This window comes from Vibrio sp. 2033 (genome assembly GCF_033339735.1).
The window spans coordinates 69,571-92,699 of the sequence record NZ_JAWOVC010000012.1 but is presented as its reverse complement, the minus strand read 5'-3'; the positions used below and the strand labels follow the sequence as shown (position 1 = coordinate 92,699).

Sequence of the window (23,129 nt, the reverse complement as noted above, 5' to 3'; positions counted from 1 at the left end):
TATGAACAACGTTAATAATCGATTCCATAAAACGGTGGTTTATTCCGTTGTTGGGATCATGCTCATCCCAATTTTAGCGACCTTTGTCTATTCGCTTTCATCACGCTGGGGCGCCACGGTGCTTCCAGATGGTTTCACTTTTGATTGGTACGTTAAATTGCTGACCGACCCACGCTTTTTGCAAGCGTTTGGGCGTTCGCTGTTTATTTGTATTGCTTCGCTAACCCTCAGTGTGATTCTGGTTCTGCCAGCGATATTCGTGGTGTTTTACTACTTTCCGAAGCTCGATAAGCTCATGAACGTATTGATTTTGCTACCATTCGCTGTACCACCAGTGGTGTCCTCCGTCGGCTTGCTTCAACTTTATGCTGACAGTGAAATCTCCCTTATCGGTACTCCTTGGATTCTAGTAGGTACTTACTTCACCATAGCGTTACCGTTCATGTATCGTGCGATTTCTAATAGCTTCGAAGCAATTAACCTTAACGATTTAATGGACGCTGCACACTTGCTAGGGGCAAGCACAACCAAAGCGTTTTTGATGGTCATTTTACCTAACCTCAAAAAAGGACTGATGGCATCGCTTTTCCTTTCATTTTCATTTCTATTGGGAGAGTTTGTGTTCGCCAATATTTTAGTCGGCACACGTTATGAAACTCTGCAAATCTACTTGTATAACATGCGTCAGACGAGCGGCCACTTTACGTCTGCCTTAGTGATGACCTACTTCCTATTTATTTTTTTACTGACTTGGTTGGCAAGTCGTTTCAGCCGAGGAGTCAAACAATGAGCTACGTAACAGCGAAAAATCTGACTAAACGTTTTGGTGATAACACCGTATTTGAGGACATTCACTTTAACATCGAGCAAGGTGAATTCATTACGCTTTTGGGCCCTAGCGGTTGTGGTAAATCGACACTACTTCGCAGCCTTGCTGGGCTTAACCCTGTCGATGGAGGCGAGATTTGGGTAAACGGAGAAGATATCACGCATCAAGTCCCGCAAGAGCGTGGTATTGGGATGGTCTTTCAATCGTATGCGCTGTTTCCCAATATGACCGTCGAAGGCAACATTGCATTTGGCTTAAAAATGAAAAAGCTTGCGAATGATGATATTCGACGTGAAGTGGCTAAAGTCATCAAACTGGTGGATCTGGCAGGTAAAGAAAAACACTATCCGCATCAACTTTCTGGTGGTCAGCGCCAGCGTGTCGCACTCGCTCGAGCGTTGGTGGTGAAACCTCGCATATTATTGCTTGATGAACCACTTTCTGCGCTTGATGCCAAAATCCGCAAACACCTTCGTCAGCAAATCCGAGATATTCAGAAAGAGATGAATCTCACCACTATCTTCGTAACTCATGACCAAGAAGAGGCGATGATTATGTCTGATCGTATCTTCCTAATGAGTAAAGGGGAAATTGTTCAAGCAGGAACACCTGAAGAAATTTATACTCATCCTGCTAACGAGTTTGTGGCCGGTTTCATGGGGCACTACAACCTTGTAGAGGCCAATAAAGCCAAGCAACTCTTCAACATTGATACCGAATGGAAAGTAGCGGTTCGCCCAGAGTCTATATATGTAAAAGAGCAAGGTCGTCAATATGATAGCCACATCTCAGCACCACAAGTAGGTACGATCACCAACCACCAGCTTCTAGGTAATGTTATTCGCTATCAAGTGAACGTTGAAGAGTGTGAGCTCACTGTTGACTTGCTTAACCGCTCTTCAGAACGCTTACTAGCGAATGGCAGCCAACTAGAGCTACTCTTTAACCTAAACGAAATTCAACCAGTGAGAGCCTAAACATGTCCAAACCTTTGTATGTTTTTGATATGGATGAAACCCTAATAAACGCTGACTGCGCAATGATTTGGAACGAGTTTATGGTTGATAGAGGCATCGCGACTGATCCTTTATTTATTCAGGAAGATCAGCGTCTAATGGCCTTGTACTCTGAAGGCAAAATGGACATGGAAGACTATCTAGCGTTCTCCATGAAGCCACTAGAAAACATGCCGATTGAAGAAGTAAATGCCTTGGTTGAAGAATGTGTTGAAAGCCATATTTTGCCTAAACAGTTCCCTCAAGCCAAAACCCTGATTGAGCAACTGTCTCGTGATGGTATAGATATGGTTATCATCTCTGCCAGCGTCACTTTTTTGGTGGAAGCCGTTGGTCGCCGTCTTAATATTCCAACCGCACTCGGAATTGATTTAATCGAGAAAGACAACTGTTATACCGCTGAAATCGAGGGTATCCCGAGTTATCGTGAAGGCAAAGTCACGCGATTAAAACAGTGGCTAGAAAATCAGCCTGAGCCTTATTCAGAAATCCATTTCTATACTGATTCAATCAACGATTTACCGCTTTGTGAATACGCGAACTACGCTTATCTGGTAAATCCATGCCCACAACTAAAAGAACACGCCAACAGACCGAATTGGAGTGTGTTAAGTTGGGGGTGATCTAGCCTCAAAAGACCGTTCTTCCTAAGTAAATACTTTTCTATTTGTTCAAAGAGCAGTTCTTTCTGCTCTTTTTTACTTCTCTTCATCACAAATTAATCACTTGATTAAATACTGATTAATTTTTCACATGTCGCATGAGAAATCAGCGTCTTATAATTAATCAAATGTTTAATATTTTGAGAGAAGATTGTGACGGAAGCACATCGAAGGGCGGGAAGACCCACAGATAATATCGACGCACGGGAAAAACTGATTTTCCACGCGCGCGAACTCTTCACCATTATGGCTTACGACAAGGTCTCTACTCGCCTAGTCGCGCAGAAAGCAGGTGTGAACGTTGCGATGATTCGCTACTACTTTGGCAACAAAGAAGGCTTGTTCGAGACCATGTTGCGCGAAACACTGTCACCGATGCAAAAGCAGATGCAGACGTTGGTATCCAACAGTAACGAGCAAAACTTTCTCGATCTAATGCGTACCTACTACCGCGAAATGATCAAGGTACCACAGTTCCCACGCTTAGTTGCCCAAGTTATGAATATGCCCCCATCGGAAACCCAACGCAAACTGCTCGAAAAAGTCTTCGCAGATATCAGCAAGCCAATGCAAGGCGTGATCTTTGATAAGTTGATCGACAGTGGCGTTTTACGAAAAGACGCCGACCCTCAACTTTGTCGCGTCTCTTACATCAGCTTGATGGTGTTTCCTTTTATGGCACCACCAGCACTGCTCGCCATTCATGGCATTGAACTTTCTGAAGCCTTCTTGAACCGATTATTCGAACACAACATACAACTGATGAAACATGGATTTTTAGACTCGGGCGACCAATATGAAAATAAATAAAAAGCTGCTGTTCTTTCCTGCTCTTGCGGTTGGGGTCGTCATTCTGTTTTTGGCGATTAGCCTCAAACCAGATTTGCCCGTAAAACCCGCAGGAGATCGTGCACGGTTGGTCGAGACAATTCCTCTTGAGCTCAAAGCCATTGCTCCAGTGGCCATAGGTTTCGGCAAGATCGCACCAAAAGTGGAATGGAAAGCGATAGCCGAAGTGACGGGTAAAGTGGTCTACCGCCATCCGCAACTGGAAAAAGGACAAGTGCTGCAAGCAGGAACGGAAATCTTGCGAATCGACCCACTCGATTACGAACTGAAACTGGTTCAAGCTCAAGCCGATCTCAAATCTGCCCAAACCTCTCTGGCTAAGCTGAACCAAGAAGAAGCGAATCTCAAAAGCACCCTCAAGATAGAAGCCAACCGTCTGGTCATCGCCAACAAAGAGTTAGACCGTAAACAAAACCTACGTAAGAAAGGCTTAACCTCGCAATCGGATGTAGATCAGCAAGAGCAAAGCGCGCTCTCTCAACGTAAGTTAGTACTGGATATTGAAAATCAAATTGGTTTGATGCCGGATGAGAAACGAGTCGCGGAAGCCCTAGTTAAAGTTAATGCATCAAAAGTGGATGAGGCCGAACGCTCGCTTGATAAAACCATCATCACGCTTCCTTACGATTTGCGTATTGCTGACGTAGAAATTGAGAAAAAGCAAGTGGTTAACCTCCAACAAACCATGGTGACAGGACATGGTATTGATGTCATGGAAGTGGAAGCTCAACTATCCATTCATGACATGCAAACTTTGGCGGCGAGCATCGGTGAGTTTGTCCGCGATGAATCTGGTATTCCACAACCTGATATGAATGCGATTCATGCCAACATTGAACTCAGCAGCGGTAACCTCTCTGCAAGCTGGCCTGCGAAAGTTGCACGCATCAGCGAAACGGTTGATCCAAGCCAAGCGACGGCCGGTGTGATTCTGGAAATTGAACAAGACTACCGTGCATTAAACCCAACGTCTTCGCCTCCATTGGTGAACGGCATGTTTGTGCGAGCCCTAATTGAGGGGCAAGAGAACCCGAGTTGGGTCATCCCAGAGCGTGCGCTTCATGGCGATAAGATTTACCTGATGGGCAATGACAATCGTCTGCAAGTCGTGACGGTTGAAGTGTTATATCGTCGCAATAACCAAGTGGTGATCGATGGCGAATTGGAGCAAGGCCAAAAGCTAATCATCAACGATTTGCTCCCTGCGATTAACGGCATGCTTCTAAAAGAGTCACCTGACCAGTCAGAAGCGACTATTGAGGAGTCTGATTCATGATTCGATTCTTCGCCAAGCACCCAACAGCAGCCAATTTGCTGATGCTAACGCTGCTGATATTGGGGATTTCTTCACTTTCCACGATTAAGCGTGAAACTTTTCCTGAGTTTGATCCGCCCTACATCCTAGCTGGTGTGGTTTACCCCGGCGCTTCCCCTCAAGAGGTAGAAGAGAGCATCTGTATCCGAATGGAAGATGCTGTCGATGGTCTTGCCAACATTAAAGAAACTCAGTGTGAAGCGATTGAGGGTTCTGCGCGTCTTATCTTGAAACTGAATGAAGAAGCCGACATTGGTCGCATGTTGGTTGATGTTCAAACCCAGATCAACTCGATAAACGACTTCCCACAAGAGATTGAATCTCCTGTGGTCCAAGAGCTCGATTGGAACGAGCCAGTTGTGGATGTCGCCATCACCGCAAATACCACATGGCCAGAGCTAAAAGCGTATGCCGAACAGCTTAAACGCACGTTAAAAATCGATTACGATGTGTCTTTGGTTGAAGTTGCAGGCTTCTCTGACCACCAATACCGAGTAGAATTAGATACTCAAGCTATTCGACAACTTGGCTTGAGTGTTGGTGATATTGCTGAGCAGATTGGTCGTCAGAACGTCAAGTTGCCAAGTGGTAATGTCGAAACGCCAGATAAGAACTTTCTGATCCGCTTTGACGAACGACGCGTGACGCCAGAAGAGCTAGAGACTATCGTCGTGGGCTCTGGTACAAATGGTTCAATCATCCGTCTAAGAGATATTGCGACGATTACCGACCGGTTTGAATTGGACGAACAGAAAGTCCTCTTCGATGGTCACCCTTCTGCCCTACTAAAAGTCAGCAAAAACAAAGAAGATGACGCACTGCGTATCAAGGAACGGGTTGCTCAATTTGTCGAAGAACAACAAGCCATCGCGCCAGACGGTGTGATGCTACAAATGACCAATGACCTTTCATCTGTGCTTTGGGATCGCCTGACCATGATGGTCAAAAACGGTTGGCAAGGTATCATTCTGGTTTTCGCCACCATGTGGTTGTTCTTTAGTTTTCGCTACTCTTTTTGGGTCGCAGCTGGTTTGCCCGTAGCCTTCTTAGGTGGCTTATTTTTGATGGCGCAACTTGACCTGTCCATCAACATCATGTCTTTGGTCGGGTTACTCATGGCCATCGGTATCATGATGGATGATGCCATCGTTATTGCCGAATCGATTGCCGCTCACCTCGACCGAGGAGAAGAGATCGATGATGCCGTTATCAAAGGAGTGAAAAAGGTACTGCCAGGGGTAATTTCTTCCTTCCTAACTACGGTGTGTATCTTTGGTAGCTTGTTATTCCTGCAAGGTGAAATGGGTGCGGTACTTAAAGCAGTTCCTCAAGTTCTAATCCTCGTTTTGAGTTTGAGTTTGGTGGAAGCCTTCTTGATCCTACCTAACCACCTTTCTCATTCGCTACATAAACAAAAGCAAGAGCGAAAAACACCGAAGTTCAAACAAAAGCTGCTCACTTCTTTTGAAAACTTCCGCAACACCACCTTGGTCAACGCAGTGGATAAAGTGGTCGAGTATCGCTATGCCTTTATGGGTGGCGTAGTTGCCTTGCTTCTTATCTCCGCTGCCACGTTAGTAGGTGGTTTACTCAAGTTCCAACCCTTCCCTGAATTGGATGGCGACATTGCAGAAGCGCGCATTATTCTTCCTCCGGGTTCTTCTCTGTCTCAAACTGAAGCCGTCGTCGATAAGATCGTCGCTTCCGCTCAAAAGCTAGATAAAGAATGGACAGAGAACGTGGAAGGCGGCAATCCATTGGTTCTACACATCACCAGTCAATTCAACGCTAACGCCGACGCGAATGAATCTGGCCCTCACATTGCCACGGTACGTCTGGATTTGCTGGGTGCAGAGAGTCGTAACACACTCATCGATGAATTTATCGATGCATGGCGTGAAGACATTGGTGAACTTGCCGATCCTATCTCGTTGGTATTTAAACAACCGACCATGGGGCCAGGTGGACGAGCGATTGAAATTCGAGCGAAACATGATGATCTGGATGCGCTCAAAGCGGCCTCTATCGACATTCAGCAATACTTGAATGAATTTGACGGTGTCCATGGCGTATTAGATGACATGCGCATGGGTAAAGAAGAAGTCTTGGTTAAACTTCGTCCTGGGGCGGAAGCTTATGGTATTAACGGTCAGCTCATTGCCAATCAATTGCGTGCGGCTTTCTTTGGCCAAACCGCAGACGAGATCCAAGTTGGGGTAGAAAACATTTCCATCGAAGTTCGCCTCGATAAAGCGCAAGCTGGTGACTTACAGCAATTGGCAAACTTCCCAATAATCTTGTCCGATGGTAGTCAAATCCCACTCGCGACCATTGCAACTTTGGATTTCCAGCGTAATTACGTAAGAATCCAGCGCATTGATGGCTTGCGCACTGTGAGCGTATTCGGCGATATCGATAATACGAAGGCCAACTCAACCGCCATTATTCGTCAGTTCCAACAGGATGAAGCGCCAAAGCTTATGCAAAAGTATCCTGGTCTTCGCTTCGATTTTGAAGGTGAAGCCAAAGATACCGCTGAAACTGGCGCATCAATGGGTAAAGGCTTCTTGCTTGGTTTGTTTGGCGTGTTTGCGATTCTGAGTTACCAATTCCGCAGTTATTTGGAACCATTCGTCGTCATGCTTGCGATTCCCCTCGCCTTTATTGGCGTGGTATGGGGACACATCCTACTCGGTCACTCATTGAGTATGCCAAGTATGATGGGCTTCGTCTCATTAGCAGGGATTGTGGTGAATGACTCGATTCTGTTAGTTCAGTACATACGCCATCATGTGGATGAAGGGGATAATGTGCATGACTCAGTAGTCAAAGCCAGTCGGGAACGCTTTAGAGCAGTATTCCTAACATCAATGACCACTGCAGCAGGTTTGCTTCCGTTACTGACTGAAACCAGTTTGCAAGCACAGGTTATCCAACCACTGGTTATCTCCATCGTGTTTGGTATTTTCGCATCCACTCTGCTGGTGTTGTTTATGATCCCTGCTGCGTATGCCATTTTAGCTGACTTCGGCCTAGTCCATAAGCACGAAGAAATCTAAAACGACTGATAAGTAAACTTATCAAAATGAACAAGAGCGGCTTAGGTCGCTTTTTGTTCAATACCAACACGTTAAAAAACACACAATCACTTAACAAACAGAGGGTTATTGTGTCTCATTAAGTGTGAATATGAACAGTTAAGGATTAAGTATGTTGAGTTTTATATAACCAAATCAAATAACCAACACAAGATTTATAATATGTCTTATTGTCAAAAACGGAATTTCACAGAGTAAAAATACACGTAGGCAACACATTCACAATTTAAACTCACGATAATGAAAACATTGATTGAAGAATTAACATTTTAACAATCATTACAACAATGTTAACTTTAGCCTCGTTGGTCGCGCTGGTGGTAAGCCTCTCACCAAGCCTATTGTCAGTTTTATATGGACGTTCGACCACCTCCAAAATGAATAGACACCCAATTTGGTGCCCTTTTTTCGCCCGTGAAAGCATTCTTCGCGGGCTTTTTTCTTCCCACTGAAATGGGCTTAATCTGCGTTAGTTTCTTTGCTCAATCTCTCTGTTTTTCCAGTCGTATACGATTCGATTACCGGAGACAAGTCCAGTAATTCCAATACTTTTTTTTCAAAAGTTTCATCAGCACTTCTCACCCAATCTAAAAACTTCTGCTTAGCAAACATCGATTCGTACTTATACCAAAACTCGATGCTCAGGTAGAATTCATTTTTTATGGGTAAATTGTATACTCTTCGTAATTCACTCTTATACTTAATATTACCTTCTGAGTATTTTGAGTATTTGTTTTTTCCAACTTCAACTAGCTCACACTTTATTGGTGGATAACCACTTAAGAAACCTCTAATTAAATATTCTTCTTTTTCTCTTTTTCGGTCTTCACTTTCTGGAATTTCTCCCCATTGTTTATTCGCACGCTTAGTCAATTCTTTCATCAAGTCTGTATGATATCCCCTCATAGAGCCTTCACTTTGCTCCGGGGCATGATAAAAATCATAATATTCTCTCTCTAAAAATGAGGACAATTGACTAATATTATCAATATCTTCTCCAATAGATTTAACCCGTAGCCTAATATATAATCCACCTAGTTTGTTAATAGGAAGCAAAGGGTTTAATATTTTCTTCTGAAACAAAAAATATACCGTAGCTAATTTTATAAACCTTTCATGCCTCTCTATTTTTGATTCAACATCGAACTGTTCTAAATTAACAAGATCCTGGTATACATGTCCTTCATATATGTTGTTCGGACACTCAAATGACAGCACTAAGTCATCTATCTGGAACGCATTATGTAATAAGTCAGAGAAATCCGGCTTTCCTCTAAAACCATCTTTACACATTTTAATAAAACTCATATGTCTATCTCTTACTCTTCAAATATGCATCAATACCTTTAAACGAGAGCCTGCAATATGAGTTCTAATTCAAGTAAAGGTAAGCCACATACTAAGGTATTATGAAGGTCAAAAAGGAGATCGGATCTTTTCTAAATTTTAAATATCTAACATCACCTCCACTTTACTGAAATCTACACTTTTAAAAGTTACATCCGCTCCATCCAGCAATAGCTCATCAAACACGCCAACTATTGATAATGAGCTTGAGGATCTGATCCCTACCCATGAAATGAGAAACAAAAAAGCCAGCCTTAAAAGGCTGGCAAGTAGAGCAACAAGGTCAGTGCTTACTGCTAACTAACACCGAACTCGTATTGGATTCATTTTCGTCTGTTAGTCTCTTTTAGCGGCGTTTATGACTTGCTTGCTTTCTCTTTGTGGCACGTTACCTTTACTAACTGTTCTTGCTCATCTTTAATGTTTTTCACGATACGCTCATCACGTGCGTGAATGGCATCCATGTTCATTTGCTGAATATCTGCTATAGCTTCATGTTTCATTTCAGAAAAGTCCTGACGTAAATCTGAGCTCCACTCCTCTTTGTCTAAAGTGTTAGCAGCAGCGATTGGTGATGACATTACAGCAATAAGACTTAGAGTAGATAGAAATACGCTTTTCATAATAAGCTCCTTGAGGATTAGCAGTTAATTTTAATTACAATTTATATATTGCACATACGATGCCAACTTTTATTTTGTTATTTTTCAACAACTTAAACAAACCCTCATATTCAACGTTATCTTCGTCTGGTAAATTTCGCTAACCAAGTGTCAAATTAACCATACGAATTTAAAACATTAGAAACATACACATTAGAAATGCTTTGTCAGGCAGTTTTCTCATCAGATAATTACGTAACTGCCCACTAAAAAATCGCTTTGAATCAAAATGCGGAAACAAAAAAGCAGCCCGAAGGCTGCTCCTAATCGTTAATACCAAGCTTGTTAACTCGATACGCTTGCTTCAACGCTCGACGTCACTGGCGACTTTCTGAAACGATTAATCAAACGATGGATAAACCTCTTAATCGATCTGAAAATATTTTTAATATCTTCAAGCATTAAATACAAACAAGGCACCAACACTAAAGTCAGAACCGTTGCGTACAACACCGCAAAGCCCAAAGCGACAGCCATCGGTATGACAAAACGCGCCTGCAAACTCGTTTCAAACATTATCGGCAATACACCCGCAAACGTCGTTATTGAGGTGAGCGTGATAGCTCGAAAACGAGCACAACCCGCCTCAACAACCGCTTGTTTGATGTTCATACCCCTTTCTCTCACTTGGTTTACGTAATCTGTCATAACCAGAGAGTCGTTGATAACCACGCCAGCAGCGGCGATCAAACCAAATGTCGACATCATACTGATGTCTAAACCTAGCCAGAAATGGCCCCAAATCGCCCCCGTCAGACTAAACGGAATGACGGACATTACAATCAAAGGTTGGGTATAACTTTTTAACGGTACAGCTAACAAGATGTAGACGATGATCATACCTGCAATAAAGAACAAAATCTGTTCATTACGCTGCGCAGCCTGCTCTTCAATATCACCACCCAATTCTGTTTTCACACTCGAGAACGCTTGCTTCATATCCGGTAAGATATTGTCGTCAATGACCTTCACGATTTCTTGAGGTTCAACCAATTCTTCGTCTATCGAACCATAGACATAAACGGTTTGATACCCGCCTTCACGTCGAATGCTACTCACGCCCGGCTGCTCGTTGATCTTCACCACATCACCTAGCATGACCTTCTTACCTGCTGGTGTTGTAATCACAGCGTAACGCAATGATGAGAATGCTTCACGCGTCAATTGCGGGTAACGCACCATAACTTTAATTTCTTCACCATCACGAATAATGCGCTGTGCTTCGCCACCATAAAAGCTGCCACCAACTTGCTCTGCGATCATGGTGAGATCCAGACCGAGATCGTACGCTACAGGCGCAAGAGACAGGAGTACTTCTTTGCTTCCAGAATCAATAGAAGATGAAATATCATATAACCCTTCTTCCTGCTGTAAACGCTCTATCAAGTAACGCCCAGCCTCGTTGAGCTCATTGATGTTAGAACCAAACAACAAGTAACCAAACTCATCTCTGTCACCACCACCCGCACTCTGCTCGCGGATTTTGATGCTCTTCATACCTGGAATAACAGGCATAGCTTCACGCCAACGTCGAGCCAGTTCAAATGTATTGAACGGGCGTAACTCTTCATCAACCAGAGGTACTAATACACGACCTTCGGTGCGGCTTCTGTTGTACGACAGCACATCACGAATCATTCCTTGACCATGTTCTGCAATGGTCTCAGATTCGATCTTTTGCATGACACGTTCAATAGTCTTGAGTGCACTGATTGTCTGCTCACTTGAAACGGTATCATTCATTTCAATAGTGATCGCAGGATAGTCAGTCGGCACTTTAGGGTTAGGGATCACCCGAACATAATTCGCGTTGATCAAAGCCGCGCTGATCAGCAGTAAACCACAGAACACCGCAAACACTGTCCAGCGCCAATGGGTGCATGTTGTTACAAAGTTACGATATGGACCATTTACAAAACCAAAAAAACGTTGGTTAAATCGGTCACGCCAACCACCTGGTTTAACTGGCTTAAAATGAGTATGCGCAAGGTGTGCAGGAAGGATCAGCTTCGATTCAATCAAACTGAAGATCAAACACAGAATCACGACACCAGCAATGCCGTAAAAGAAAGCGCTATCAATACCACTCGAAAGCAAGAATGGTGCGAATACTGCAATCGTTGTCAGAACACCAAATGTCGCTGGCGTAGCAACACGTTTGACACCGCGTACCACGTTCTCGACACCGCCGCCCTTTTCTTCGATTTCACTGTACGCACTTTCTCCCATGACGATGGCGTCATCCACCACAATTCCGAGCACCATGATGAAAGCAAACAGCGAGACGATGTTCACTGTAATACCCAAAGCTGGCATCATCATTACAGCACCGAGGAAACAGACAGGTAGCCCAATCATTACCCACATAGCCAAGCGGAAACGTAGGAAAATGGTCAGCATAATCGCGACTAATGCAGCGCCTTGCAGCAAGTTTTTCAACATCATGTCGAGACGCCCATTTAAATAATAAGTCGTATCAACTAAGACTTTGAGCTTAACATCCTGCGGCAATGTCTTGTTTTTTGCTTCAATATAATTACGAACGGACTGTGCAACAGGGATAATGTTCTGATCACGAGTGGCTTCAACAGACATGTAGATCGCATTTTGCCCTGAGTATTCAAAATAGCGCTCTTCTTCCGTAAAGCCATCTTTGATCGTGGCGATATCTTGCAGTAAAACCTTCGCACCATTTGCGCCAAGCTTTACAGGAATATTTCTAAACTCATCACCACGGTAGTATTGGTTTTCAATCCTTACTGCAATCATCCCTGAGTTTGTTTTTACTTCGCCCGCAGAAAAGTTGGCTGAGTAACGGCTGATCGCGCTGCTGATATCGCTCAACGTCAGGTCGTATTTACGAAGAACAAGTGGGTCAACTTCAATCGCTATTTCTTCTTCTGGCGCACTCAGATACACCAGCATGACGTTTTCTAACTGAAGTAATTCATCTTCGATTTGCTTAGCAATCGGTTTAAGCTCCTCGAGCGGTCGGTCCCCAACTAACCCCATTTCGATTACATCTTGGCGCCATTCAACTTGGTAGACATTGATTGGTTCCATACCCGCTGGTAAGTTAGACAAGGTATCAATACGTTGGTTTACATCATCTAAGACACGCTTGATATCGGCATTAACGTCTACCTCGATGGAAACATACGCGCTACCTCTAGAGGCCGTTGAGACTGCTTTTTTAATCCCGGTGACGTCTTTAATCGATTCCTCGACCTTAACGAGAATACTCTCTTCTATCTCTTGAGGAGAAGCGCCAGGATAAGTCGCACGAACATCAATGTAGTTCACCTCAATATTCGGAAACATCTGCCTTTGAATAAAGAGAAAACTCACCACACCCATGATAATGATGAACACCATCAAAAGGTTGGCAGCGACGGGGTTATTCGCAAAATAGGCAATCAGGCCCTTTTGTTTAGTATCTTCCATGACAAACTCCTACTTACTGTACGACGGTTTCGGAGTCGTCACTCTTTTTTGCGATTTGTACCGCCATGCCTTTTTGAGGGTACTCGGGCAAGGTCAGTACCAACTTATCACTTTGCTCTAAACCTTCGCCCACCAGCAAAAACTCACCTTCTGCTCTCAAAACCGTGACAGTTCTGGGTTGAAGTTGATTATCGCCATTCACCACCCACACGGTACGGTTTTTAACTAATTCCTGTGGTAAGCGATAGATATGCTTAAGTTCCTTACCAGTGAAGCTCACTTCAACGTAGGAGCCGAATTTAATTGGAGGCTGCTGGTTATCGACACCGTATGGGTCCGCGATTTGAATGACCATGTTAATCATTCGGGTAGCACTATCAATCATGCCTAAATCACGAACTACTCGACCTTCTCTAGTGGTAGAAAACACACCTTGCTGCGTCACTGTCGCAGTGAGTTCACCAATGGATTCGGGTAAAAATGCACTATCAAAACCGGCAATGGGTACGTGCACCTCTGCCACTTCGATGTTGTTTAACGTGGCAACTCGAGAACCAGATGTAACAAATTGACCAACACCAATATCACGCTCAACAACCAGCGCATCGTAAGGTGCAACGACTTTGCAATTTTCTAACTCTCTTTTTGCTCGTTTGAGTGCCGCTTGAGCCGACTTCACTAGGGCTTGTGCGCTCAAAACGTGAGGCTTGCGTAAATACAGATCCGTCACTTGCTTATCGCTCAGTCTCTTTGCCTGACGTTTTGCCACTTCGGCTTTCGCTTGTTCCTCAATCAAGTTTGCGCGTGCACTAGCTAAATCGGCTTCAGCTTGTAAAACCGACGCTTCATAGTTGTCGCTTTCAATTGTGAAAAGAACCTCTCCTCGTTTCACGATGCCACCCGTTACAAAATTCGGGTGCCAACTTATCACTTCACCACTGACTTGCGCGGAAAGGTGTGTTTTTTCAAAAGGGACTAATTCACCGTGACTGGTAATCACCACTTTGTGATCAGTAGGAAAAAGAGAAGAAGCCTGAACAGTAGGTTCTGTAATTGCATCTTTGGTTGACTCTTTTTCCGGCGCAGTTGCGGCAATTGCAGCATATCCTGCATAAGAGCCTCCAACGACGACGAAGGGTAAAAGCCAACGTAATATGGGTTTTGCTAACATCGAAAATCCTTTTTTATTGTTGTTTTCAACACCACACTTTTATTCAGTCCATTGCTCCCGGTAAGCATGGTGATGAGAGAATTGAATTTGAATAAACATCAAAGCGGCGCTTGCCTAGTCTTTTAAGCAGCGAACTAGATAGTTATTGCCAATTCAAAGTTAATAAAATTAACAAAAAATTAACCAACTGCGCAAGTTGCTCTGACTTAACTTTTGTTCTAAACAGCAAATGACATGCCAAGCATTTATTTATTAAAAATCATATGGTTATATAAAAAGCATTATTTTATCCAGTGTGCTATTGGTCATAATCACCAGATATTAGTGATTATGACCAATACGGCCATAATGATAATTAAAATAAATGATTATCTGCGCTCTAAAAGTTGAACTTAGTGCAGGCTCTATGGCAATTCATTGATTAATCGCTCGTTATCAAACGGTTCTGGGTGCATGTGGCGTCAGCTTAAGTCTATAATTTGGAGTAGGTAACACTCTGTAAGACAAGGAAATGTGCTTTGTTACAAACACTCGCCAAGTTGCTCTTCCCCTCGCTGCTCACTATTTTATCGGCATGCTCATCCGTATCGTTGAATGACGCCAGTGAAAAGTCCACCAGCTTTCAGCTCGGTTATCAAAAGGATTCTGTTCTTGCGCAGTACTTTGAAGCTTACGGGAGAGACCCTAAGTCCATAACTGGCTTTGCACCGTTAAATCAGGGACACGATGCCCTTCTTGCTCGAACCTCTTTGATCGAGTCCGCCCAGAAAAGCCTTGATCTTCAATACTATATTTACCGTGGTGACGAAACGAGTCAGCTAATAACGTGGCGCTTGTATGAAGCGGCAAAGCGTGGTGTTCGAGTAAGGCTGTTGCTTGACGATATGCAAAAGCGAAACGACGATGTGATGGCTGCCCTCAATGCACATCCTAATATAGAAATCCGCTTATTTAACCCGCATCAGTATCGCGACTCCCGTTGGTTCGCTCTTGCTAGCGATTTTGAACGTCTTAATCGTCGTATGCACAATAAGTCTCTGATTGCAGACAGTGTTTCCGCCATTGTCGGAGGTAGAAATATCGGCAATGAATACTTCTCTTTTGAATCGCAAGTTGAGTTTGGTGATTTTGATCTTCTGCTCTATGGTGAGGCGGTACAACAAACTGCCGATCAGTTCGACCTCTACTGGAATAGCGCCTATGCGATACCAATGGAATGGATTACACCGAATTCACAGCAAATTACCGACCAAGCGATTCAAAAGCAGGTCAATAAACTCCGGTTAGAGGAAAAGTTTTCAACCGGCCGCTATGACTTCACACAACTGGATATGTACCAAGATCTAAAACAAGGCAAACTCAAGCTCTACTGGGGAGAAGCGAAAGTATGGTTTGATCTGCCCGATAAAGTCGCAACCCGAGAGAGCCAACTTATTGATAATTTGTCGGAACTGGTTAAAAGTGTTGAGGATTCATTTGTGCTCATTTCTCCTTATTTCGTTCCAACTAAAGTAGGTACTCAAGCATTAAGTAACGCGGCCAAGCGAGGCGTTGATATCACGATTGTGACCAATAGCCTCGCGTCTAACGATGTGTTTGCCGTGCATGGTTGGTACGCAAAATATCGAAAAGATCTACTCGAAGCTGGAATCAAGCTTTGGGAAGTAAAAGCGAGCGCAAAACTCAAAAGTAAGTGGAGCCTCACGGGGAGTAGCAGAGCAAGTTTACACGCTAAAGCAATGACGATTGATAACAAAACACTTTTCGTTGGTTCAATGAACTGGGACCCACGTTCGGCAGCTTTGAATACCGAAATGGCCGTTGTTATCGAACAGCCAGAATATGTGCAAATGTTTCTAGAACAACTGCCGAATCAACTGTCGAGTAACGCCTACGCCTTAACTCTGCGCGACGGGGACATTGTCTGGATCGACGTAAAAACAGGCGAAGAATACGACTCCGAACCAGAAGCAGGAGTATGGCGAAAAATGGGCGCTTGGTTCTCCGGAATATTACCGATTGAAGATCAGCTATAACAGCTGCCAATACTGCAAACCTCCCCAGTCAAGCAAAACAAAATGGACGCTAGTTTTGGGCAGGGGACACAACCAACATAAGGAAGTTCAATGCCAGCGCAATGGAATGAATACTATCAGAAGATTTTAAGCCAACCTCACCGCCCAAACGTGGAAAATGCCCTGAACCTACTTAAGATAGAAGGCAAAGTCGCTCTCGATATTGGCTGCGGAATAGGTCGAGACAGCCACTTTCTCCTCGAACAGGGATTTAAGGTTCACGCATGTGATAGCAATGAAGATGCAGTAAAAACTTGTTTAACACGCTTTGAAGGTAATAAACGATTTTCGGTTTCGCAGTGCTGTTTTACTGAATTTAATTACCCTAAGTGCAGCTTGGTTATCGCAAATGCCAGTTTGTTCTTTTGCCCTGACACAGGCTTCAAACAAGTCTGGACAAAATTAGACAGCGCATTACAACCGGGCGGTATCTTCTGCGGCGATTTCTTGGGAGTGAAAGACTCCTGGGTTACCTCCGAAATGCACCCAAACATTACCGCATTAACAAAAAAGGAAGTGGAAAGCTTATTCGAAGGTTACGACCTTATTTCATTGCATGAAAGAGATGAAGACGGGACCACTGTAGTCGGAAGCCAAAAACATTGGCACATGTTTAGTGTGACCGCTCGAAAGCGCTAAAAATGGTCTCTCAGTAAAGAAAGCAGCACTTCAAATCAGTGCTGCTATCAGAGATTAATTGACGGGATACACCACTTCAAAACGCTCTAAAACCAGCGTACGTTTCTCATGCCAATCGATGTTCAACTCATCGCATTCAGCTTTAAAAAATGCAGTATGTGCATCACGCCACCAGTTTAAGGTTCTATCACCTTCGCCTTCTGCGAAGGCAAACTCTGCGGTTACATCCTCATATTTGCATGTACTTACGTCAGTAATTCGTATCACGCAAACCGGGTCCCCATCCCAATTCGTCACTACTTGTAAATGACCGACTTGGGGCATGATTTCACCATGCTCTCGATACCAAAGCTCCAAACTGCACGATGCAGTTTTCTGTCCAATACGAACCAAATCTGCGCATACATTCGCGTTGTATTCATCGGCACAATAATAGTCAGCACTGACTGATGGTACAGCTTCCCTTTGTTCTGGTGATAATAATTCTAGGAATTGTTCTAAGTAATCCTTAGCTCGCGCGTCCATGCTCACTCCATTAATCATAAATTCGCAAGGAGGATAAAAGATATCACAACAAATAACCACCAGGAACAAACTGAAAAACAACAAGAATATGACTTCTACGTAGACGACTGTTATTTCTTTTGTAATAACTTTGCTAAACGTTTGTGCTATTTGCTATTGTTGCATGGTCTATCTGTACTCTTCTCGTGAAAGGACGTTATATGCGCTTATTTATTGGTATTTTTTTCTCGCTGATACTTGCCTTGCCAACAATGGCATCGGAGGAAAAGTATTCAGAATCGGATCTGTTAGATAGACCATTAATGGAACGCTATATTTTAGATGAACTAAAAGCGCTGCGTCAGGACTATCAAAGCCTAGAAAAGCGAATGATCACAGAGATCACCGATCGCGAGCTAACGGTCGCAGATAAATCGTTGAACTATGCCAACGTGACCGTTACATACTTCTTCTACATCATTGCTGGTGTCGCATCGCTGATTGCCTTTGTCGGATGGCAATCTCTGCGTGAGTTTAAACACAACACCAAAGAGATGGCTGATAAACGATTGGAGAAGATCGCCCAAGAATACGAGAAAAAGTTTGTCGCCCTTGAGCGAGATTTAAAACGCAAAACTCGCATTATCAGTGAAAACAACAAAGAAATTGAGAAAATCAACGAGATCCATAACTTATGGCTACGTGCACAAAGCTCTCAAACTCCAGAGCAACGTATCGAAATCTATGATGAAATCTTGTTAATTCGTCCAGGTGATTTAGAAGCGTTGACGTACAAAGCCGACGCAGCGATGGAAATCAACGAATACCATTGGGCACTTAGCATTTGTAACCGCGTACTTGAAGTCGATTACACCAACGGCCCTGCACTGTATCAACGCGCGTGTGCATACTCTCGCCTTGGTATCGAAGAGCAAGCTATTGAAGACTTGGAACGCGCAATTGAATACAGCCCATCCATTCGTGATTTACTTGCCGAAGAACGAGACCTCGAATTGCTGCACGGTAATGAGCGTTTTGAAAAGCTCTTACATCTAGCAAGCGAATAATGGAATAAACAGCATGAGCAGCCACTTTAATCTAGAAGACGCTAGCCAAGTATTGGTTGGCGCTTTTGCCCTAGCAGTCCCGATCTCATTTTCGGAGGAAGCGTGGCGATTGGGTGAGAGCCTACCAATGGCAAACTTGCTCATGCTGTTAAGTCTTTCTGTCATTTTCCTCAGTTTTTTCGCGTATCAAAGCGTGTTTCAAAGCCACATCAAGAATCGCGTATCCATCTTTATTTTTCGTGTGGTTATCGCGTACCTCATTGCGGCCGTTGTGGTAGCGTTAGTTCTTTTCTGTCTTGATAAGCTGCCACTCATGAATGAGCCTTTGGTTGCGATAAAGCGCGTTATCGTCATCACAATGCCTGCTTCGATGGGCGCGATCGTAGTCGACAGTTTCGACAAAGAATAGAGATAATCGCTACTCTTCTTCTAACGTTAAGTTCGACCCCGAGTGGTCTTTCCCTAATACATCTTCTGGGTTTCGCAGTGCGCAGGTTTCTAACGACAAGCACCCGCAGCCAATGCATCCTCCTAAATCGTTTTGCAACGCTTTAAGTTTTTGAATCTTTTGTTCTAACTGTTCATGCCAATGGCTTGCCATTTCTTCCCATTGCGCTTTGTTAGGGGCTTGGTGTTTCGGCAGTTCATCTAACGCATGTTTAATTTCTTCTAACGACAACCCAACTTGCTGCGCTGCTTTGATCACCGCAACACGGCGCAACACACTGCGATGGTAGCGACGCTGATTACCTTGATTTCTCCAGCTCGAAATCAGTCCTTTTTGCTCGTAAAAATGTAGGGCAGATACTTTCACTCCAGAACGTTTTGCCACTTCTCCTACGCTGATTTCCATCCTTGACTCCCTGTATATCAATTTTGTTAAAAAAACGCTTTACCTCAAGTTTACTTGAGGTTTTAAAGTTGCACCATCTTAATTAACGCTAAACCCCGGCGATCTCAAGATAATGTGTTCAGCGCGAACGACTTGGTTGTTAACCACAAGACAGTTGGACATCAACCTTTTGAAATCCATCGGGAGTTAGAGGCAAACATAATGAAAAATAAAACTCAGCCGTACTTAGCTGGCCGCTTCTTCGACAGTATCTCCTCTGGCTTATTCATGATGGCGCTGCCATGGGTCATGCTTTCCGAACCTAACATGGGCACTTTCGTAGCTTTAGTTTCTCTGATCTGCACCGCGATTTCTTTTCTAGCAACGCCTTTCTTTTCCACTTTAATTGACCGACATTCACGCAAAGTACTACTCGTGCTCAATCAATGGTTTCAATCGGGTATGGCTTTGGTGGTGTTCATTGCTTATTGGTTAGGGTTTGAGTCACACTGGTTGCTGGCTTTTGCGCAATTGGTGTATTGGGTTTCGAGTAATTTTGCATGGACGACCAACAATGCCTTCACCCAAGAAAATTATCAGCACCATGAGTATGCGAAAATTTCGGGTCAGCAAGAAATTGTAATGCAATCCACGACCCTCGGAGCTGGCGCGTTGGGTATTGTTTTGCTTGAAGTGTGGGGCATGAAAGAGTTTGCTTTGTTTGCGGCCAGCGCCTCTGCGTTAGCAGCGATGTTCTATATTCTGACGCCTTATACTCAACAATTAAGGGCATCAAAATCCGTTGCTTTCATCGCGCAACTCAAAGAGAGCAAACAAATATTCCGTCTCGAACCCCGATTTTATGGCTTTATTCTGCTCTCTTGCCTCTCTTATCCTGCATTGACGTATTTGAGCAAACTGGTGCCGATTTGGTTTTCTGAACAAGGCATCTCTGGCGATTGGTTTGCAGGGTTCAACATCAGTTTTGGCCTCGGCTCGTTGCTAACCGGCTTTATTGTCACCAAAGTGCTAAACCGTGCCTCCCATAGCCACATTATGTTCGCTTCGATGGTTATGGTCTCTTTTGCGCTTATCGGGATGAGTTTTACGATGAGCCCGCAGATCATCTTGTTGTTTACGGCGCTGTTTGGCGTATTTAACGCGCTAAATCGCATTGCGAGAGTCAACTGGATGCATCACACCGTAGCGGTTCATCAACGAGGTCGCGTCGATGGCGGCATCAGCATGTTTGCCACCACCATTCAATCTCTCAGTTACGTCCTGATTGCAATATTGAGTCATTACGAACTAACACAATACGGTTTTGCAATCGCAGCTGCTGTCATGGTGTTAGCAGTGATTTTGATGGGATTACTCAGTCGAGACGTCGAGCCGTTTAACGACCTGCCCCTTCATGCAGCAGCAAAGTGAAGCATAGAAATTGAGAAGTTGAGAAATTGAAAAAGCGAGATAGGAAGGCAACCAACATCGTCTTCCTATTTTTACGCCAGCACTTTTGCCTCTATCGCTTATCAGCAAGGTTGGGTATTCTGAGGTGACCAACATGAGCAGAGGGAAATCGCAGTGAACTTAAGGCAATTAGAAGTCTTTTACGCCATTATGCAAGCAGGAACGGTGTCAGGCGCGGCTCGCTTACTGCACGTTTCCCAACCTAATGTCACTCGAGTTCTCGCCCATACAGAACAACAACTGAGCTTCGCTTTATTTGAGCGTGTAAAGGGCCGTCTCGTTCCAACTCAAGAAGCCAAAGCCTTATTGCCAGAGGCTGAAAAAGTCTATCAACAACTCGGACAATTTCGCTCTCTGACCAACAAAGTCAAACAGGGAACTCAACATTTACGAGTCGGTGCTCCGCCTGTTTTGGCCGCACACTTGTTAGCGCCGACTGTCGCGTTGCTGTCGAAAGAGCACGGCATCTCCTTTGAGCTCTCAACGGCTAATCGCGATGAGCTGTGCTCAGGTTTACTGAAACATGAACTGGATGTCGCCATTGCGTTCGGTGAAGAAACGCCACCAGCGATCATGGGACACATGTTATTAAAAGAAAACTTGGCGCTAATTGCCCCTAAAAGCGCAGCGATACCCACAGAAAAAACCGTCACTTTAGAAGAACTCATCAGTCACGATTTACCCATTATCGGTTTAGATAGCCGAGACCCTCTGGGCTTGCTGTTACATCAAACCTTGTCAGCGCGTGACGAGCATTATCAACATGCCATTACCGTCCGCAGCTACTCCGCGGCGGCTGAACTGGTGAAAAACGAAGCAGGATTCGCGATTGTAGACCCTTGGACTGCAAAACAATATCGCCAAGATAATGCCGTTTCCGTGCATGCTTTGGAGCCAAATATGTCCTTCTCCGTCTCTATTTTATTCGCAGAGCACACACCTCAATCCATTGCGACAAAGCAATTTATCACCGCCCTAAAACAACAGATGGGTTAAAGGTATAACCTGAAGTTATACCTGCCTAACAAATAAGCATTCGGTTTCCTAAATCAGTCTGGCTACATTAATGAGCAATAACGATGACGAAGGGAACCATCATGCAAATTGCTCAACCTTACCTACTCTTTCTTGGCGATGTAACCGATCCACTCGCAGCAAAAACCGCGCGTGGCATATACCAATGGCGACCTGAGATTTGTCTTGGCCAAATCCGCCTGACGCCAGAAACCGTATCGCTTGGTTTAACCGACATGACACTACAACAAGCGCAGCAGCAAGGAGCAAAAACGCTGGTGCTCGGCACGGCAAATCCAGGAGGCGTCATTCCCGAAGCTTGGCAAGCAACCTTACTTGAAGCGGCAGAGATGGGATTTGAAATTGCATCGGGCATGCACCAACGTTTGGCGGAACTTTCTCCTCTTGCCGATCTAGAACAACGCGGATTAACCAAACTGTATGATGTTCGCCATTATGATGCCCCGCTCAAGGTCGGCAATGGCAAAGCTCGCGCAGGCAAGCGAGTACTTACTGTAGGAACAGATTGCTCCGTTGGCAAAATGTACTCTGCCCTCGCCATTGAGCACACATTAAAGCGTAAAAACTGTCGCGCAGAGTTCAAAGCAACGGGTCAAACTGGAATTCTCATCGCAGGCAGTGGCATTTCAATTGATGCCGTAGTTGCCGATTTTATCTCCGGCGCAGTAGAAACGATCAGCCCTGAGTTCACCGATCACGATTGGGACATCATCGAAGGGCAAGGTTCGTTATTTAACCCTTCGTTTGCTGGCGTAAGTTTGGGCTTACTTCACGGCGCACAAGCTGACGCTCTGATACTGTGCCATGAGATTGGTCGCCCGCACATCCGCAACTTACCACATGCGAGCTTGCCAACCATTGAACAAACGATAGAAGCGAATCTGGCCGCTGCTCGCCTAACAAATCCAAACGCTCAATTAGTGGGTATTTGCTTAAACACTTCGGCGCTCAGCGAAGAAGATGCTGCCCAGTTATGCCAGGATTGGAGCGACAAATACCAAGTGCCCGTCACCGACCCTGTACGTTTTGGCGTTGATGCGGTTGCAGATAGGCTCCTTACGATTTAAGAAACATTTACGGTTTAGAAAATAACTGCGGTTTAGGGAAAACTAGT

Annotated in this window: 19 protein-coding genes; 13 read left to right on the top strand and 6 right to left on the bottom strand. The window is 44.4% G+C overall.

All coding sequences use genetic code 11. The features are described from left to right. The first annotated feature begins 1 nt into the window (after position 1). The 6 genes from R7P74_RS15890 (at position 2) to R7P74_RS15865 (ending at position 7,730) form a co-directional block, all read left to right on the top strand. Positions 2 to 790 carry an ABC transporter permease gene (locus R7P74_RS15890; protein WP_318122965.1) on the top strand — a complete coding sequence of 263 codons (789 nt, stop codon included), beginning with the start codon at positions 2 to 4 and terminating at the stop codon, positions 788 to 790. Continuing rightward, the gene (locus tag R7P74_RS15885; protein WP_213915984.1) at positions 787 to 1,806 is read left to right on the top strand and encodes an ABC transporter ATP-binding protein; all 1,020 of its coding nucleotides are present in this window, start codon (positions 787 to 789) and stop codon (positions 1,804 to 1,806) included. Before R7P74_RS15890 ends, R7P74_RS15885 begins: the two co-directional genes overlap by 4 nt. A gap of 2 nt (positions 1,807 to 1,808) precedes the next feature. Then, complete coding sequence (locus R7P74_RS15880) at positions 1,809 to 2,468, top strand: HAD family hydrolase (protein ID WP_318122964.1); 660 nt, start codon at positions 1,809 to 1,811, stop codon at positions 2,466 to 2,468. A 192-nt stretch (positions 2,469 to 2,660) separates the two neighbouring features. Then, positions 2,661 to 3,317 carry a TetR/AcrR family transcriptional regulator gene (locus R7P74_RS15875; protein WP_005387092.1) on the top strand — a complete coding sequence of 219 codons (657 nt, stop codon included), beginning with the start codon at positions 2,661 to 2,663 and terminating at the stop codon, positions 3,315 to 3,317. Next, positions 3,304 to 4,632: an efflux RND transporter periplasmic adaptor subunit gene (locus R7P74_RS15870; protein WP_262634879.1), complete on the top strand. Its 1,329-nt coding sequence runs from the start codon at positions 3,304 to 3,306 to the stop codon at positions 4,630 to 4,632. The genes R7P74_RS15875 and R7P74_RS15870 overlap by 14 nt, the downstream gene beginning before the upstream one ends. Then, entirely contained in the window at positions 4,629 to 7,730 is a 3,102-nt protein-coding gene (locus R7P74_RS15865; RefSeq protein WP_318122963.1) for an efflux RND transporter permease subunit, read from the top strand. The genes R7P74_RS15870 and R7P74_RS15865 overlap by 4 nt, the downstream gene beginning before the upstream one ends. 498 nt (positions 7,731 to 8,228) lie before the next feature. Here R7P74_RS15865 and R7P74_RS15860 read toward each other — a convergent pair whose 3' ends face one another. The 4 genes from R7P74_RS15860 to R7P74_RS15845 form a co-directional block, all read right to left on the bottom strand. Then, positions 8,229 to 9,077, bottom strand: a complete 849-nt coding sequence (locus R7P74_RS15860) for a DNAase (RefSeq protein WP_213972649.1) — start codon at positions 9,075 to 9,077, stop codon at positions 8,229 to 8,231. A gap of 395 nt (positions 9,078 to 9,472) precedes the next feature. Next, positions 9,473 to 9,739 carry a hypothetical protein gene (locus R7P74_RS15855; RefSeq protein WP_005373876.1) on the bottom strand — a complete coding sequence of 89 codons (267 nt, stop codon included), beginning with the start codon at positions 9,737 to 9,739 and terminating at the stop codon, positions 9,473 to 9,475. Positions 9,740 to 10,063: 324 nt separating this feature from the next. Continuing rightward, entirely contained in the window at positions 10,064 to 13,222 is a 3,159-nt protein-coding gene (locus tag R7P74_RS15850; protein WP_225473851.1) for an efflux RND transporter permease subunit, read from the bottom strand. A 13-nt stretch (positions 13,223 to 13,235) separates the two neighbouring features. Further along, on the bottom strand, positions 13,236 to 14,393 hold the full coding sequence (locus R7P74_RS15845; RefSeq protein WP_318122962.1) for an efflux RND transporter periplasmic adaptor subunit: 1,158 nt from the start codon (positions 14,391 to 14,393) through the stop codon (positions 13,236 to 13,238). Between the two features lie 518 nt (positions 14,394 to 14,911). Here R7P74_RS15845 and R7P74_RS15840 point away from each other — a divergent pair. Both R7P74_RS15840 and R7P74_RS15835 read left to right on the top strand, forming a co-directional pair. Beyond that, a complete protein-coding gene (locus R7P74_RS15840) occupies positions 14,912 to 16,429 on the top strand; it encodes a phospholipase D family protein (protein WP_171344242.1) in 1,518 nt (505 codons plus the stop codon). A 90-nt stretch (positions 16,430 to 16,519) separates the two neighbouring features. After that, entirely contained in the window at positions 16,520 to 17,107 is a 588-nt protein-coding gene (locus R7P74_RS15835; protein WP_318122961.1) for a class I SAM-dependent methyltransferase, read from the top strand. 54 nt (positions 17,108 to 17,161) lie between these two features. Here R7P74_RS15835 and R7P74_RS15830 read toward each other — a convergent pair whose 3' ends face one another. Beyond that, a complete protein-coding gene (locus R7P74_RS15830; RefSeq protein ID WP_017635141.1) occupies positions 17,162 to 17,632 on the bottom strand; it encodes an ASCH domain-containing protein in 471 nt (156 codons plus the stop codon). Between the two features lie 200 nt (positions 17,633 to 17,832). On the opposite strand from R7P74_RS15830, the gene R7P74_RS15825 reads away from it, so the two are divergent. Next, entirely contained in the window at positions 17,833 to 18,678 is an 846-nt protein-coding gene (locus tag R7P74_RS15825) for a tetratricopeptide repeat protein (protein ID WP_005373890.1), read from the top strand. Positions 18,679 to 18,691: 13 nt separating this feature from the next. Then, entirely contained in the window at positions 18,692 to 19,087 is a 396-nt protein-coding gene (locus R7P74_RS15820; protein ID WP_005373896.1) for a DUF2391 family protein, read from the top strand. Positions 19,088 to 19,096: 9 nt separating this feature from the next. On the opposite strand, the gene soxR is transcribed toward R7P74_RS15820, so the two are convergent. Next, the gene (gene soxR / locus R7P74_RS15815; RefSeq protein WP_005373898.1) at positions 19,097 to 19,531 is read right to left on the bottom strand and encodes a redox-sensitive transcriptional activator SoxR; all 435 of its coding nucleotides are present in this window, start codon (positions 19,529 to 19,531) and stop codon (positions 19,097 to 19,099) included. Positions 19,532 to 19,732: 201 nt separating this feature from the next. Between soxR and R7P74_RS15810 the strand changes: the two genes are divergently transcribed. The 3 genes from R7P74_RS15810 (at position 19,733) to dgcN (ending at position 23,082) form a co-directional block, all read left to right on the top strand. After that, positions 19,733 to 20,941 carry an MFS transporter gene (locus R7P74_RS15810; protein WP_225473846.1) on the top strand — a complete coding sequence of 403 codons (1,209 nt, stop codon included), beginning with the start codon at positions 19,733 to 19,735 and terminating at the stop codon, positions 20,939 to 20,941. A 153-nt stretch (positions 20,942 to 21,094) separates the two neighbouring features. After that, the gene (locus tag R7P74_RS15805) at positions 21,095 to 21,976 is read left to right on the top strand and encodes a LysR family transcriptional regulator (RefSeq protein ID WP_005373905.1); all 882 of its coding nucleotides are present in this window, start codon (positions 21,095 to 21,097) and stop codon (positions 21,974 to 21,976) included. A gap of 101 nt (positions 21,977 to 22,077) precedes the next feature. Then, positions 22,078 to 23,082 carry an N-acetyltransferase DgcN gene (gene dgcN / locus R7P74_RS15800; protein ID WP_005373907.1) on the top strand — a complete coding sequence of 335 codons (1,005 nt, stop codon included), beginning with the start codon at positions 22,078 to 22,080 and terminating at the stop codon, positions 23,080 to 23,082. Positions 23,083 to 23,129: the final 47 nt, after the last annotated feature.

Coding starts and splice junctions, on each gene's coding strand:
- R7P74_RS15890 (WP_318122965.1), top strand. CDS start 2: ATGAACAACGTTAATAATCGATTCCATAAAACGGTGGTTTATTCCGTT.
- R7P74_RS15885 (WP_213915984.1), top strand. CDS start 787: ATGAGCTACGTAACAGCGAAAAATCTGACTAAACGTTTTGGTGATAAC.
- R7P74_RS15880 (WP_318122964.1), top strand. CDS start 1,809: ATGTCCAAACCTTTGTATGTTTTTGATATGGATGAAACCCTAATAAAC.
- R7P74_RS15870 (WP_262634879.1), top strand. CDS start 3,304: ATGAAAATAAATAAAAAGCTGCTGTTCTTTCCTGCTCTTGCGGTTGGG.
- R7P74_RS15865 (WP_318122963.1), top strand. CDS start 4,629: ATGATTCGATTCTTCGCCAAGCACCCAACAGCAGCCAATTTGCTGATG.
- R7P74_RS15860 (WP_213972649.1), bottom strand. CDS start 9,077: ATGAGTTTTATTAAAATGTGTAAAGATGGTTTTAGAGGAAAGCCGGAT.
- R7P74_RS15855 (WP_005373876.1), bottom strand. CDS start 9,739: ATGAAAAGCGTATTTCTATCTACTCTAAGTCTTATTGCTGTAATGTCA.
- R7P74_RS15850 (WP_225473851.1), bottom strand. CDS start 13,222: ATGGAAGATACTAAACAAAAGGGCCTGATTGCCTATTTTGCGAATAAC.
- R7P74_RS15845 (WP_318122962.1), bottom strand. CDS start 14,393: ATGTTAGCAAAACCCATATTACGTTGGCTTTTACCCTTCGTCGTCGTT.
- R7P74_RS15835 (WP_318122961.1), top strand. CDS start 16,520: ATGCCAGCGCAATGGAATGAATACTATCAGAAGATTTTAAGCCAACCT.
- R7P74_RS15830 (WP_017635141.1), bottom strand. CDS start 17,632: ATGGACGCGCGAGCTAAGGATTACTTAGAACAATTCCTAGAATTATTA.
- R7P74_RS15825 (WP_005373890.1), top strand. CDS start 17,833: ATGCGCTTATTTATTGGTATTTTTTTCTCGCTGATACTTGCCTTGCCA.
- R7P74_RS15820 (WP_005373896.1), top strand. CDS start 18,692: ATGAGCAGCCACTTTAATCTAGAAGACGCTAGCCAAGTATTGGTTGGC.
- soxR (WP_005373898.1), bottom strand. CDS start 19,531: ATGGAAATCAGCGTAGGAGAAGTGGCAAAACGTTCTGGAGTGAAAGTA.
- R7P74_RS15810 (WP_225473846.1), top strand. CDS start 19,733: ATGAAAAATAAAACTCAGCCGTACTTAGCTGGCCGCTTCTTCGACAGT.
- dgcN (WP_005373907.1), top strand. CDS start 22,078: ATGCAAATTGCTCAACCTTACCTACTCTTTCTTGGCGATGTAACCGAT.